The 13,258-nt window shown below is 51.9% G+C and carries 17 protein-coding genes; 9 read left to right on the forward strand and 8 right to left on the reverse strand.

Translation table 11 applies throughout. The features are described from left to right. Positions 1-2 precede the first annotated feature (2 nt). Complete coding sequence (locus tag PGR79_RS03075) at positions 3-1,184, forward strand: CynX/NimT family MFS transporter (protein WP_087859318.1); 1,182 nt, start codon at positions 3-5, stop codon at positions 1,182-1,184. Between the two features lie 33 nt (positions 1,185-1,217). On the opposite strand, the gene PGR79_RS03080 is transcribed toward PGR79_RS03075, so the two are convergent. Then, positions 1,218-1,910 (reverse strand): CTP synthase C-terminal region-related (seleno)protein, encoded by a 693-nt coding sequence (locus PGR79_RS03080; protein ID WP_430921036.1) that lies wholly within the window; start codon positions 1,908-1,910, stop codon positions 1,218-1,220. Between the two features lie 140 nt (positions 1,911-2,050). On the opposite strand from PGR79_RS03080, the gene PGR79_RS03085 reads away from it, so the two are divergent. Further along, on the forward strand, positions 2,051-2,398 hold the full coding sequence (locus PGR79_RS03085) for a DUF488 domain-containing protein (protein ID WP_430921144.1): 348 nt from the start codon (positions 2,051-2,053) through the stop codon (positions 2,396-2,398). A 10-nt stretch (positions 2,399-2,408) separates the two neighbouring features. Here PGR79_RS03085 and PGR79_RS03090 read toward each other — a convergent pair whose 3' ends face one another. After that, positions 2,409-2,657 carry a putative hemolysin gene (locus tag PGR79_RS03090; RefSeq protein ID WP_015366135.1) on the reverse strand — a complete coding sequence of 83 codons (249 nt, stop codon included), beginning with the start codon at positions 2,655-2,657 and terminating at the stop codon, positions 2,409-2,411. Positions 2,658-2,949: 292 nt separating this feature from the next. Between PGR79_RS03090 and PGR79_RS03095 the strand changes: the two genes are divergently transcribed. The 4 genes from PGR79_RS03095 (at position 2,950) to PGR79_RS03110 (ending at position 4,451) form a co-directional block, all read left to right on the forward strand. Beyond that, positions 2,950-3,972, forward strand: coding sequence for a sensor domain-containing diguanylate cyclase (locus PGR79_RS03095; protein WP_087859316.1), 1,023 nt, complete (start codon positions 2,950-2,952; stop codon positions 3,970-3,972). A gap of 47 nt (positions 3,973-4,019) precedes the next feature. Continuing rightward, positions 4,020-4,124: a YoaK family small membrane protein gene (locus PGR79_RS03100; RefSeq protein ID WP_045374857.1), complete on the forward strand. Its 105-nt coding sequence runs from the start codon at positions 4,020-4,022 to the stop codon at positions 4,122-4,124. After that, positions 4,121-4,195, forward strand: coding sequence for a protein YoaJ (yoaJ, locus tag PGR79_RS03105; protein ID WP_100279139.1), 75 nt, complete (start codon positions 4,121-4,123; stop codon positions 4,193-4,195). The genes PGR79_RS03100 and yoaJ overlap by 4 nt, the downstream gene beginning before the upstream one ends. Positions 4,196-4,328: 133 nt before the next feature. Beyond that, positions 4,329-4,451 (forward strand): hypothetical protein, encoded by a 123-nt coding sequence (locus PGR79_RS03110; protein ID WP_015366133.1) that lies wholly within the window; start codon positions 4,329-4,331, stop codon positions 4,449-4,451. Between the two features lie 46 nt (positions 4,452-4,497). Here PGR79_RS03110 and PGR79_RS03115 read toward each other — a convergent pair whose 3' ends face one another. The 3 genes from PGR79_RS03115 to lpxP form a co-directional block, all read right to left on the reverse strand. Next, entirely contained in the window at positions 4,498-4,761 is a 264-nt protein-coding gene (locus PGR79_RS03115) for a DUF2534 family protein (RefSeq protein ID WP_015366132.1), read from the reverse strand. A gap of 114 nt (positions 4,762-4,875) precedes the next feature. Beyond that, entirely contained in the window at positions 4,876-5,514 is a 639-nt protein-coding gene (gene leuE / locus PGR79_RS03120) for a leucine efflux protein LeuE (protein ID WP_087859315.1), read from the reverse strand. A 91-nt stretch (positions 5,515-5,605) separates the two neighbouring features. Then, complete coding sequence (lpxP, locus tag PGR79_RS03125) at positions 5,606-6,520, reverse strand: kdo(2)-lipid IV(A) palmitoleoyltransferase (RefSeq protein ID WP_087859314.1); 915 nt, start codon at positions 6,518-6,520, stop codon at positions 5,606-5,608. A gap of 925 nt (positions 6,521-7,445) precedes the next feature. On the opposite strand from lpxP, the gene PGR79_RS03130 reads away from it, so the two are divergent. Together PGR79_RS03130 and PGR79_RS03135 are read left to right on the forward strand one after the other, a co-directional pair. Next, a complete protein-coding gene (locus PGR79_RS03130; protein ID WP_430921038.1) occupies positions 7,446-8,633 on the forward strand; it encodes an HD domain-containing phosphohydrolase in 1,188 nt (395 codons plus the stop codon). 74 nt (positions 8,634-8,707) lie between these two features. Next, positions 8,708-10,492: a diguanylate cyclase gene (locus PGR79_RS03135; protein ID WP_113373625.1), complete on the forward strand. Its 1,785-nt coding sequence runs from the start codon at positions 8,708-8,710 to the stop codon at positions 10,490-10,492. A 43-nt stretch (positions 10,493-10,535) separates the two neighbouring features. Here PGR79_RS03135 and PGR79_RS03140 read toward each other — a convergent pair whose 3' ends face one another. Then, the gene (locus PGR79_RS03140) at positions 10,536-10,964 is read right to left on the reverse strand and encodes a glycine zipper 2TM domain-containing protein (RefSeq protein ID WP_015705797.1); all 429 of its coding nucleotides are present in this window, start codon (positions 10,962-10,964) and stop codon (positions 10,536-10,538) included. 76 nt (positions 10,965-11,040) lie between these two features. Further along, entirely contained in the window at positions 11,041-11,451 is a 411-nt protein-coding gene (locus PGR79_RS03145) for a Spy/CpxP family protein refolding chaperone (protein WP_015366126.1), read from the reverse strand. 215 nt (positions 11,452-11,666) lie between these two features. Here PGR79_RS03145 and PGR79_RS03150 point away from each other — a divergent pair, with 215 nt between their 5' ends. Then, entirely contained in the window at positions 11,667-12,695 is a 1,029-nt protein-coding gene (locus PGR79_RS03150; RefSeq protein WP_113373624.1) for a diguanylate cyclase domain-containing protein, read from the forward strand. Positions 12,696-12,881: 186 nt separating this feature from the next. On the opposite strand, the gene PGR79_RS03155 is transcribed toward PGR79_RS03150, so the two are convergent. Continuing rightward, complete coding sequence (locus tag PGR79_RS03155) at positions 12,882-13,235, reverse strand: DUF7716 domain-containing protein (protein ID WP_113373707.1); 354 nt, start codon at positions 13,233-13,235, stop codon at positions 12,882-12,884. Positions 13,236-13,258 lie beyond the last annotated feature (23 nt).

A 13,258-nucleotide genomic window follows, 5' to 3' on the forward strand; every position in this document is an offset into this window, starting at 1 on the left:
TTATGAGTCCTGTTTCTTCCTCTGCCAACGGCAACAAACTGCTGCTGATTGTCGGAATTTTATTTATCGCCGCCACGCTACGGGTAACTTTCACCGGTATCGCCCCACTGCTGGATGCGATACGCGCTGAATACCAACTGACGACGGCGCAAACCGGGCTGCTCACGACCCTGCCGCTGCTGGCCTTCGGGCTGGTCTCTCCGCTGGCGGCCGGCGTCGCCCGCCGTTTCGGCATTGAGCGTAGCCTGCTGCTGGCGATGGTGATTATTTGCCTCGGGATCGGATTACGTTCCCTCCCCTCAGCAGCCTGGCTATATATCGGTACAGCGCTCATTGGCTGCGGCATCGCGCTGGGTAACGTGCTGTTGCCAGGGTTAATTAAGCGTGATTTTTCCGGCCATGTCGCCCGGATGACCGGCGCCTACTCCATTACCATGGGCGCGGCGGCGGCGGCAGGTTCCGCGATGGTGGTGCCGCTGGCGCTGGCGGGGTTTGGCTGGCGCGGCGCGCTGCTGCTACTGATGGTTTTCCCACTGCTGGCGCTATTACTCTGGCTGCCGCAGGCCCGTCGTCAGGCTTCCACGCCGATGACCGGATCGGGCGCTGCGCACAATCGGGGGATCTGGCGTTCGGCGCTGGCCTGGCAGGTCACGCTGTTCCTTGGGATTAATTCACTGGTCTATTACGTTATCGTCGGTTGGCTGCCCGCAATCCTGCAGAGTATGGGCTATAGCGAAGCGCAGGCTGGCTCGCTACATGGCCTGCTGCAGCTGGCAACCGCCGCGCCAGGCCTGGCCATCCCGCTGGTACTCCACAGGCTAAAAGATCAGCGCGGCATCGCCGTTCTGGTAGCCTTAATGTGCGTGGTAAGCACGCTGGGATTGTGGTTACTGCCCGGTCAGGCGGTGATCTGGACATTGATTTTTGGCTTCGGATCCGGCGCCACCATGATCCTTGGCCTGACGTTTATTGGTCTACGCGCCAGCTCAGCGCATCAGGCCGCGGCGCTTTCCGGCATGGCGCAGACTATTGGTTATCTGCTGGCCGCCTGCGGACCGCCGCTCATCGGTAAAATCCATGATGCTTACGGCGACTGGCATATACCGTTAATCATCGTCGCACTCATCGCAGTGGTCATGGCGCTGTTCGGCGCCCTTGCCGGCAGGGCGCGGGAAATTCATTAATCACAAGAGTCGGCAGCCAGGGCTGCCGATTTTTTATTGCCGGGCTGCGTGCAGGAAAGCCTGTACCAGCGGCGCCGGACGCCCTTCCAGCGCGTTGCGCTCGTGCTGGAACAGCGTGGCGACGAAGAACGGATGGGTGGTTAACTCCACGGCGCGGATCTCGCCGTTCTCATCCCATCCGGTTACCCGCAGCGCGCCCTGCTCCAGTTCATGGGCAAAGCTTTCGGCAATACCGTAGTTACAATGATATCCCTCTTCAATGCTGTCCCGGCCATAAGCGCGGGCGATCAGCGTGTTCGCGCGCAGTTCGATAGCATCTGATTTTTCCACCAGCGAACAGCTTAATGGCGCAATGACCATTCGCCCTTCGCTATCGGTTTCGGCGTGCGCCGCATCCTGCAATCCCATAGCATTACGGGCATATTCGATAATCGCGTGCTGGAAACCGCCGCAGGTGCCGAGGAACGGAATGCTATTTTCGCGGGCGTAGCGAATGGCGATGAATGCGCCATCGGCGTTTTTATACGGGCTGGCGGGAACCACCCAGATGGCGTCATAATCGGTGAGCTGGTCTGCGCTGACAATCTCGCTGGTGGCTAACCAGTCATAGCTCACCGGTTGTTCCAGGACCGCGGCAGCATCATCAATAGCCAGCGGAATAGCCTTATGGGCAATCACGTCAGGGTTGTAATCGCCAACAAGGGCAATGCGCAAAGGGGTGTTCATAGCAGGATCCTTATGTCTGAGGATTATCGGGCAACACAAGGAACCTCAGATTAGCGATATCATTCGCGGAACACAATGGTTATTTAGCGGCGCGCTGCACGGGCTTGCCGCCAGAATGACATAACGACGGGAGAATAATGATGATTCAATGTAAACGCGTTTATGACCCTACAGAGGCCAGCGACGGTTACCGCGTGCTGGTCGATCGCCTGTGGCCACGGGGGATAAAAAAAGAGGATTTGCATTATGACGAATGGTGTAAAAGCCTGACGCCTTCCAGCGATTTACGCAAGGCTCTGCACGGAGAAGCGATTGACTTCTCTCACTTCCGCCAGCAGTACCGCGAAGAGCTGGAAACCCATCGCGATGAAGGTCTACGGCTCGCCATATTGGCCAACCAGCAGCCATTAACCCTGCTCTATGCGGCAAAAGATACGCAACAAAATCATGCGCTGGTGCTGGCGGAGTGGCTGAAGAGCTTAATTTAGCGGCGGCGAATTATTTCTTCGCCGGATGATCGCGCCGCCACAGTTCCCATTCATCAAGCGTTTCGCCACTGGGAAGTTTACAGTCGGTGCGTACGCCCTGAGGCGTCTGGACCGGAACCTGCTTACCGCCCTTCTGGTCGCAATAGACGGCGGCCGGATTGGCCATACCGATCGAATTTGGCGGCGGCGGCGCATCAGGCTGTTGTGACTGAGCGCAGCCCGCTAGCATCAGCGGCAACATCATTACTATCCACTTCATAATTACTCCTGTTTTATTCAAAGCGACCTTTCGCCCTGAATCTCCACGGTTTCTCCATTTTAACTACACTTTTGCCCTTTAGAGTAGCGCTCGTTCTCGAATTGACCAGAGAACAGATCATTCCATAATCAATGAGTTTTGCCCCATCGCCCCCGATGGGGCTTTTTTTTACCGTCGCGATAGCAGATATCCCCCTGCTAAATGTGATACATTCGTTATAAATTTGTTTGTTATTAGCTGTTCGCTGCGCCAGCTCGCAGTACTGCGCTAACCTCCGGGGGCCGTTTCATTCATGTCAGACTTCATTCTTGCCCGCGTCTCACAGACGCTTGCTACCGAACGAACGCTCGAAACGTTGGTGCGACAACTGCTGGAAATGCTGGAGCTGGTGACTCGTATGGAGTCTACCTATCTGACACGGATTGATTTAGAAGCGCAGCGCCAGTTAGTCATGTATGCCCACAACAGCAGCGAAATGCAGATCCCGGAAGGCTTTTCCGTTCCCTGGGACGAGTCGCTCTGCAAACGCGCAATCGATGATAACTGTATATTTTGCAACGAGGTTGGCCAACGCTGGCGCTCCTGCACCGCCGCGCAGGAACTCGGGATCGCCACGTTCTTTAGTATTCCTGTCCATCTTGCCGATGGTTCGTTATATGGTACGTTGTGCGCCACCAGCCGCGTCAAACAGCCCTATAATCTTGAAGGTGAGCAGGTAATGATCCTGTTCGCCAGCCTGATCTCCCATTACGTGGAGAAAGAGACGCTGGTTCAGCAGCTGCGCAGCGCGAATGCGGCGCTGGAGATGCACTCCTATACCGATGAGCTGACCGGTCTGGCTAACCGCCGCGCGTTGTTTAAACATCTTAAAACGCTGTTTACTCAAGCTCGCGCCCAGCAGCGCAGGCTCCTGCTTATTTTTATCGACCTCGACGATTTTAAAGCGATTAACGATAAACTGGGCCACCCCTGCGGCGACAGTTTTCTCATCCAGATAGGTGAACGATTAAGTGCCAACGTACGTAACGAAGATACCGTTGGCCGCCTCGGCGGCGATGAATTTTTAATCATCGGCCCGGCGCTTGAATCATCTGAGCAGGAGGAATTTATTGCCCACCTACGCCAGCAGCTTACCGGGCGTTACCGTCTGGCCGGACACGGTATAGAATACCCTGGCGCCAGCTTTGGAGTGATCGAAGTCGATCCGCAAAATATGGACGTTGAGCAGGCGCTGCGCGCAGCGGATGAAGCCATGTATCACGACAAAAACTCACGCCGCAAGCTGACCATTTTCGATATTGACCAGAAAGCATAACTTTCCAGTATGATAGATAACATAACGTTAAGAGACAGGAACTAAGCATGAAATTGGGTATTCTTTTTCCGGTGGTGATTTTCATCGTCGCCGTGGTCTTTCTGGGCTGGTTTTTTGTTGGCGGCTATGCGGCGCCAGGGGGGGCATCATGAAAAAGACGACCATCATTATGATTATCGTCGCCATCGTGGTGGTTGCCGGCACCGAATTGGGCTGGTGGTAATCTCAATTTTTCCCGCCGCCCCGCTATTGCAGAGTTGTCTTATCTACTCAATAAGTTAGGACGATACACTCATTTCATCAGCCGCTTCGCTGTATTTATGCAGCAAAGCGGGCATTAACTGGAGAAGTGAGTAATGAAAAAACCGATGGTGTTACCGTTGATTATTGCGCTGTGCACGCTGTTATCGGGATGTATCGTGGATGATGGTTACCATCATCGGCACCACCACCATCATCATCATGATCGAGGATGGTGACAGACGGGATCACGCAAAAGGCGAACTAGTGTTCGCCTTGTTGCTTTTAGTCCTGACGGTCAGAACCTAAAAACAGAAAGCCCAGCGGGATAGCAAATAATACGGTGAACACGGTACTGTAAACCATCACCATCGCGCCTTGCAGGAAGAACATCGAGGTTGTCCACTCCGAGTACGGCATGTTGTACTCGCTCACCACGCCACCGAACGTTGCGCGGCCCACGACGGCAAGCGCAATAGCAAATACCGTCGCCATCGACAACAGAAACTTCTTGCCGTTTTTATTACTGAGGATTTTTTGCAGAATCATCCGGGTTCCCTTCTCTGTGAGCGATAATCGGCTGTATATGTAACACCAATGCAATAAAAATTGAAGGGTTTTTGTTACAACACAGCGATTATCGCTGGCAAACCGATTCCGGGATCAGGACTGCAGCGTCGCAAGGCGTGCGGCAAAGCCAACAAAGACCAGGCCGATCAGGCTGTTGCCCAATTTCGCCAGTTTCTTTTTGGTTTTCACATAGCGCGTAACAAACGAGCCAGACAGGATAAGGAAGCTCATGTAGACAAAGCTAATGATCTCCAGCGTCAGCGCCAGGATAAAGAACGCGACGCCCGGCGATGTCGCATTAACGTCAATGAACTGGACGAAAAAAGAGACATAGAAAAGGATCGCTTTCGGGTTGGTCAGGCTCAGGGTTAACGAGCGTTTGAGGATCGCGCTCCCCGGCTCAGCATCGGCGGCATCATGCCCCTCGCGCTGTTTAAATACCGAGTAGAGCATTTTAGCGCCCAGCCAAAGCAGATAAATCGCGCCGAGATAGCGCACAATATTAAACAGCACCGGCGTCGTTTTGATAAGCGTCGCAACGCCAGCAAATGCCAGGAACATCAGAACCGCGTCGCCGATAAACACGCCGGCGGCGGCAAGGTATCCTTTCTTAACGCCGTGCGCGATACCGGTTTTCAGTACAAAAAAGGTATTGGGACCAGGTACGAGAATGATAAAAATAGCCCCGACCAGGTAGGTCAGATAATTCAAAACACCAAACTCAGCGAACACGCTGCACTCCTTCGCTTTCAACAAAAAGTATGATCCGGCTCACGTTAACGCAACTGCGGTCATTTTGAAAGCGTGGAGCGCAACTGTGGTACTAATATACCGAAGTTTCGCCAAGCGGGCGGGTTTTGAACCGGCGATGCACCCACAGGTACTGCTCCGGCGCACGCAGAATTTCGCGTTCAATGACCTTGTTGATATAGCTGGCGGCAATCTGTTTATCTTCGCCGGGATAATCATTCATAACTTCACTGATATGCAGGCTGTAGCCTTTACGATCCAGCTTGCGCACCATACTGATACTCAGCATTTTCGAACCGGAGAGGCGCGACAACACCCAAGTACCATTAGTCGTCGCCGCCTGTGGCACCGAGAAGAACGGCGCAAAAACGCTGCCCTTCGGGCCGTAATCCTGATCCGGCGCAAACCACACCGCCTCACCGGATTTCAACGCATGTACCAGCCCGGAGAGATTACGACGGTCGATCATCGCTTTATTCGAGCGCAGACGAGCGCGAGTCTGCACCCACTCCATAAGCGGGCTATTGTGCGGGCGATACGTCGCCATCATCGGACGACACAAGCCCATTGCGCGGCCACCCAGCTCCAGTGACATAAAGTGAATGCCAACAACCATCACGCCTTTATCGGCGCTAAGCGCAGCGTTCAGATTAGCGATGCCTTCGACGTCAAACCATTTTTTAACGCGTTCATCGCTCCAGAACCACGCCATACCCGTTTCGATAAGCCCCATGCCGAGGGACATAAAGTTCTCTTCCAGCAGCTTTTCGCGGGCAGCGCTGGACATTTCCGGGAAGCATAGCTCAATGTTACGCCGGGCGATGTGTTCCCGACGTTTCAGAAAGCGACGCGATAGCCGCCCTGCGCTGGTGCCGAGCGTATGTAACACGGGATAAGGGAGTTGGACGATTAACCAAAGAATGGCCAGGCCAAACCAGGTCACCCAATAACGGGGAAGCAATAGATGTTTTTTAAAGGCGCAAGACATGGTTTTTCCTGTAAACATTAAAATATAGGGTAACGCTTAAGGAAAAAACGAGTCCCTTCATCCGTCATTAGGCGATACAGCAAGTCAGACAATAGTAATCCTGGTAAATTCACGGCAGCAAGAAAAAATTACACTTAACGCTAAAATACATAATAGATTCACAGATGTTACAAATTGTAAAGCAGAATTGAGGTCCGTTCATTCATATTCACACTGATAATCATTTTCGCGCTAATGATTTTTTCTGATATAGGAATGGACTTAAACTGCCATCTGGCGATTTTACAAGCGTGGATTCACGCAGGCCGCTACTGACGCTGCCTCCCAGCGCATCAAGCCCCGAACAGTAACGACCAAAAAACATACATACCTCAAATGCGTTCAATATAAACAATCACTGTAGATAATAATATTCACATACCGCGCTGGCCGATTAAAATGTTAGTAATTAATAAATATAAATAAGAACAGGATTATTTATGCTTACTGATAAATACTGACAAAAGTATAGCGTTGCAGCTAGTAGTCACGTTCGCAGGAATATCGACCTCATCCCCTCTTGATTACTCTTCGATGCACTCCAGGCAATAAAGCGGCATTGCCGATGCCATCTCACAAAATTGAGACTGACAAAACATTATCGCGGATTTGGACATTGTCCAGTCCGCGCTTACCGTCTCCTGAAAGGTGATGTAAAAGCCATCACTTCTCACCGCAACTAGATATGAATCAAACTGTGAAGTGATTCATCATGTGATTACCAGAATGAAAGCGACTATGTGAGCTAAAATGAATTGTTTACGGAGCGTGGATGAAGCCTCAGTTATGCGTCGCTTCACTCGCGCCGCGTCCGGGAGGCATTTGAGCGCACTTTCGGATGCCGCAGGATTAACGGCAACAGCGGATTGCATGGACGGAGAAAAAAATGCGTATTGCCTTAAAGTCGGCTTTAATGCTGATCACGCGCGTCATTAATGCCATCAACCCGAGGCTGGATCTGCATTTACAGCGCACGGCGCTGATAAGCTACAAATTATCACTGGCGTTGGATCTTCCAGCGCCCCAGCAAAAAACCGTTTTTCTGGCCGCGCTGCTGCATGATATCGGCGTACTTGGCGATAAGCGGCGCATTGACTCACTGAATGCGATAGATAATCTTTATGACCCACACCAAATCCGCGGCGTACAGATGCTTGCCGGCCTGGATACTTTTACTCTTATCAGCCCCATTATTGGCGATCACCACTTTAGCCCTATTCGCAAAGGTAATCTGGAGCAACATATCGTCTATTTTGCGGACTGCTTTGAACGGCTCCTTCCTACGCAAGGCGTCGTTGCCCCGGACCAACAAAAAGCGCTCATCGCCCGCTTTGTCGATGACTATCGCGATATCGATCCGCCACTGTGCGATACCCTGTGTGAACTGGCGCAACACCCTACCTTCTGGCGCCATATGCAAGCAGAACATATTCAGCGGCTGCTGGAAATTGTGGGACCGATTAATGACGTATTTATTGACATCGATGGTCTGAAAGATATTTGTTTGCTGATCGCGAAAATTGTCGATACTTACAGTAGTTTCACCGCCAGCCACAGCATTATGGTTGGCGAAATTTCTTATGCCCTCGCCGTCTATATGAATTTACCGCCGCTGGTATGCCGCAAAATTGAAATTGCCGGCTATTTGCATGATATCGGCAAAATATATATTCCACTGGCGATCCTCGAAAAACAGGCTGAACTTAGCGATGACGAAGCGCTATTGATCCGCGAACATAGCTATATGACCGGTGAAATATTACGGGATTTCACCGATCTGGCGGAAATCATCGATTGGGCCGCTAATCACCATGAAAAACTCGATGGCAGCGGCTATCCACTTCATTTAAATCATCGTTATTTACACCTTCCAGACAGAATTATCGCCGTTGCGGATATCTTTACCGCGCTCGTTGAGGATCGCCCTTATCGGCTCGGAATGCCGTATCAAGAGGCGTTACATCTTATCGAAGCTGATGTTATAAATGGCGCTCTGGATAACGATGTGTATCTTGTTTTGCGCCAGCATGCCCAGGCGCTACATCACCTCGTCACCCGCATACCGCGCCTTTGAATCTTCTGATTGGCGGCGTGGTTCTATAATAAAAATACGAATCGCTCATTCATCTGCCTGCAAGGAAATACTCGGTGAGAATCGCCACCATGACTAACTGGGCCTACGGGATCACCGTAGGCCTGACCATTGCATCCGGTATTGCGATGCTAATGGCTTCCGGCGCCGATCGCGCTGAACGCCAGGCAGTACAACAACGGGATACGTTCGTTCGTCTTGCCGATGAGATAGAAAGCGACGCGTGGGAGCTTTCAGACCTCGCGCGACTGTACGTCATCGAAAAACAACCAGAGACGCTGCAACAGTATCGTCAGCAGATCCAAACTCTCAAATCAATTGAAAATCGGTTGCTTAAACTAAAAGACATTGGCGCCAGCCAGCAGGAGCTGGCGCTGTTGCGCGACGGTCTGCGTATTGCCGATGAATTACAAGATGAACAGCAGACCGCCATCGATCGCGTCGCTCGCGGCGAAGAGAAAGAGGCTATTTTGCAGGTTTACGGTAAGCCTTATGAGCAGGAGTTGGAGCGTGTGCAAACGCAAATCGATCATTTCCGCCTGCTGCTGGAAGGCCGAACGAACAACGCCATGCAGCAAGCGACTGAAAAATCACGCCTCTGGCGGACGCTTTCGGAAGCGATGGTTGGCCTGACCGCCTTGATGTTTTTATTTGTTCTCGGCTTTATTCTCAAACGCCGGGTGCTCACCCCTGTGGTACGACTCAGCGATGTGGTACAACGTCTGGCATCGCAGGATTATGCCGTCGAACCACCGCACTTCAAACAGATCGATGAAATTGGCGATATGGCGCAGGCGATCCGCATCTTTCGCGAAAATGGCCTTGCCCGCCAGCGCCTTGAACAACAACGCGATGCCGACTGGGCCGTTCGTGAACTGCTGGCGCGCATGACTCAACGCTTGCAGGGATGTGAGTCATTTGAGGATGTGGTGAAGGTCGCTGAACTTTTCGCCCCCAATATCGCGCCTGACGTTCCTGGCCGGCTGTATATTCTGGATACCGATCCCTGGCAGATGCGCTGCGTCGCGCAGTGGCTTTCGCCACCTGACGAGGAGGCCGTGTTTTATCCCGATAACTGCTGGGCAGTACGCCGAGGCCTCAGCCATCCGCCGGTTAACGGCGAACCGGACATCGCCTGCTATCATCTGCCGCAAGAATGCAACGAGCAATCATTATGCGTTCCACTGATCGCGCAGGGTGAAGCCATTGGCCTGCTCTCTTTCCGTAATGTCACCAGTGAGACAGCCCCTTCCCGCGCCTATCTTGAACTCATGGCGGAAGCGCTGGGTCTGGCGTTGTCCAATCAGCGTCTGCGCAACGCTCTGCTGGAAAAAGCGTTGTTTGATTCTCTGACCGGGTTGCGAAACCGCCATCATCTTGAGGAAGCGCTGCATACGCAGATGAATCTGGCGGTACGCAACAACAGCCCGCTGAGCTGCCTGATGATTGATATCGATCACTTTAAGGCGGTTAACGATAATTACGGCCATGAGGCGGGCGATCTGGTGATTAAAAACGTCGCGGCGATCATCCAGCGCGCGGTTCGCGATATTGGCATGGCATTCCGCTATGGCGGCGAAGAGTTTTTGGTGCTGCTTTCCGGCAGCGATGAGGCCAGAGCGGAAACCTGCGCGACTGAAATCTACAACAACGTGAGAAATATGACCTTACGCTGCGGGCTGACGGATATAGGCCAAGTGAATGTCTCTATCGGTATCGCCAGCTATCCGCAACACGCACAAAGCGACAGCCTGCTACGTGCCGCAGATGCCGCATTGTATCGGGCGAAAGAGCTGGGACGCTCGCGAATTATCCGCTTTGATATGCTGAAATCGGCATAACATGTCACCCCAAACGGGAGTGTATCCGCTCCCGTTTGGCGCATTACACCGATTTGTCCACCCGGGTATCATTTCCCGACGTCAGGATGCGCACCTTATCTCCCTTATTGAAGATAAGCCGACCGTCGTAACCCTGTAGCACCTGTATCACCTGACCGCTACTGGTTTTGATTAACAGTTCGACCTGCTGAGCGCCCTGCTGCCGATCCTGGTGATAGCGAGAGGCGCCAGCACCGGCCAGAGCGCCTGCGGCGGTCATCGCCGTCTGCCCTTTGCCGTTGCCGAACTGATGGCCGACCACGCCGCCCAGCGTTCCTGCCGCCAGCGTGCGAAGCGGCTGGCGCTGATGCGGAGTGCTAATAATATGGCTTTCCTGTACGACGCCATAATCAACCAACGTTTTAGTCCCGGCGACGCCAGCCTGGCTAAACAACGCGGCCATTCCCAGCGCAATAAAGAGAAACTTCTTCATGATGACACCCTTGTCTTTTCATTGCGGAAAGTCAACTATCAATGCTCCGCCGGGCTGCGGAGCATTAGGACATCGCTTAGTTGAGTGCCTGCTGCAGATCTTTTTTTACCTGCTCGCGCTGTTCAGCCGTCAGCACCTGATTAATGCCGAAGTAATATTTCACGCGGTAATAACGCGTCTGCTGATCCAATTGCGCAAAAGCGGCTAGCTGCTGTTTTACTTTCGCATCGTCCCATTTACCGGACTGAATTACGTCAACCAGCGCGCCATCCTGGTAACCACCAATTTTGATATTTTTGAGGTTTGTTTCCAGCTCCTGACGCAGGGCCTGAATTTTGCTGACCTGATCGTTGCTCAGCTTGAGATGTTGCACCACCGGGTCCTGGGATAACGGCGGCACTTCGGCTGTCGTCGCGGCCTGAGCGGCGACGGAAAGACCCGCAGTCATCACTACGGCGGCCAGGGTGTTACGCAAGAAAGTATTCACGATAAATTGTCCTTAATACGCTTTATAAAGAGTGCGGATTATTACCTCCGAAATATGATCCATCTGTAACTAAGCGTTAAATTTAAATCTGGACAAATTTACAATAGATTTTATTTAATAGATAAAATAGCTGAGATGTCAGCAGCCGATCTTTTTTTAACTACACTTATTGTTAAATTGGCTGAATATTCTCTTCGACCCATCAGGAACGCCTTATGCCACCACGTAGCGCCAGCGATCTGTACGCCGAAATGAAAAATATGTCCGTAGAGGAGCGTATTCGCTTTTTCTCGCTTTCGCTTGCGGAAATGCATCGTGAGCTGCAGGAAAGCATCAGCGAGATTGAGTCGATGCAGCGAGCGCTGGCCGAAAGCGAGGAGAACCATCGGCAGCTGGTTGAAACCGCACAAGATGCGGTGATTACCATCAATCATGTCGGCGTGGTGATTAACTGGAACCAGGCTGCGGAAAGAATGTTCGGCTGGTCCGCAGGGGAGGCAATCGGCAACAACCTGGGCGAGATGATCGTGCCGGAAGAGTTTCGCGAGCAGCACGCACGTGGTTTAATGCGCTTTCAGGCGGCTCAGCCGTCGAATATCCTTAATCGCACCATCGAAATTACCGCCCTGCATCGAACTAAAGGCAAGTTCCCTATCGAGCTGTCGATCTGGCCGCATCAACAATCAGGCAAGCAGATTTTCTCCGCGTTTATTCGCGATATCACCGACCGTAAACAGCGGGAGCAGGTGGTCTGGTTGCACGCCAACTTCGACGCGCTGACCGGATTGCCAAACCGCAGGCTGTTGGTTAATCGCCTGGAGCTGGCGATTACGCAGGCCATCGCCAATGAGACAGAAGTAGCGCTGCTCTTTATCGATCTCGACCGCTTTAAGCCGGTGAATGACGTTTACGGCCACGCCGTGGGTGACGAACTGCTGCGGCTAGTGGCGTTCCGTCTACAAAGCGTTTTACGAGAAGGTGATACGGTGGCCCGCCTCGGCGGCGATGAGTTTATCGCCCTGCTCCCCGGTTTAAAGGCAAACGATCCGCTCCCCCGACAAACGGCGGAAAAAATCAGCAATGCGTTGACTCAGTCATTTTTGATCCACGAGCATGTTATTACGATTTCCGGCAGCATCGGCATTGCGCTTTTCCCTCACGATGCCGCAGATGCCGATACATTGCTGAACAGTGCGGATAAAGCGATGTACAGTAGTAAGAAGGGGACGCCGCGAGAGAGATAAGTGAGATTAGACAGCCGTTCAGCGTCAAAATACTGGCCCTGAAAACGCAGCGGATACGGTCTGGAGTACTTATTCTTGAACACTGCCGAACAGCGCTGCCTACACTTTGTATTGTTGTAACCGGCTGCTAATGTAAAATGGAAAGCACCCTATGTGGAAAAATCCAACAGAGTGCTATAAGTTGATTTAGTATATGAAAAAAGTAATAAATGCATCGTTTTCCATATAATAATTTAATCCTGAAATAAACTCATCCACCGTCGCATTTGATTTTTGATTCAGTGCACTTTTGAGAACATCCATAAACTGATCGCCGTAAAAAAACAACTCCAATTCATTTTGCTCAACGTATTCAGGATAAATTTCTTCATCATCACTAACTTCAGGATAACGATCCAGATAGCAAACAAGTTCGGGGGTAGCAACAGCTTCATATTCCTTTGTGTAAAGGCAAAAATTGTCTTTTGTGTATCCCTGATGAACAATTTTCGTAATTAATTCTTTTAAGCTATATGGCTTTATATACTCGAGTTCTTTCATTAGCATCTCCCTCCTGTTCTACG

This window comes from Klebsiella sp. 141161, from assembly GCF_050600815.1.
GTDB lineage: Bacteria > Pseudomonadota > Gammaproteobacteria > Enterobacterales > Enterobacteriaceae > Klebsiella > Klebsiella aerogenes.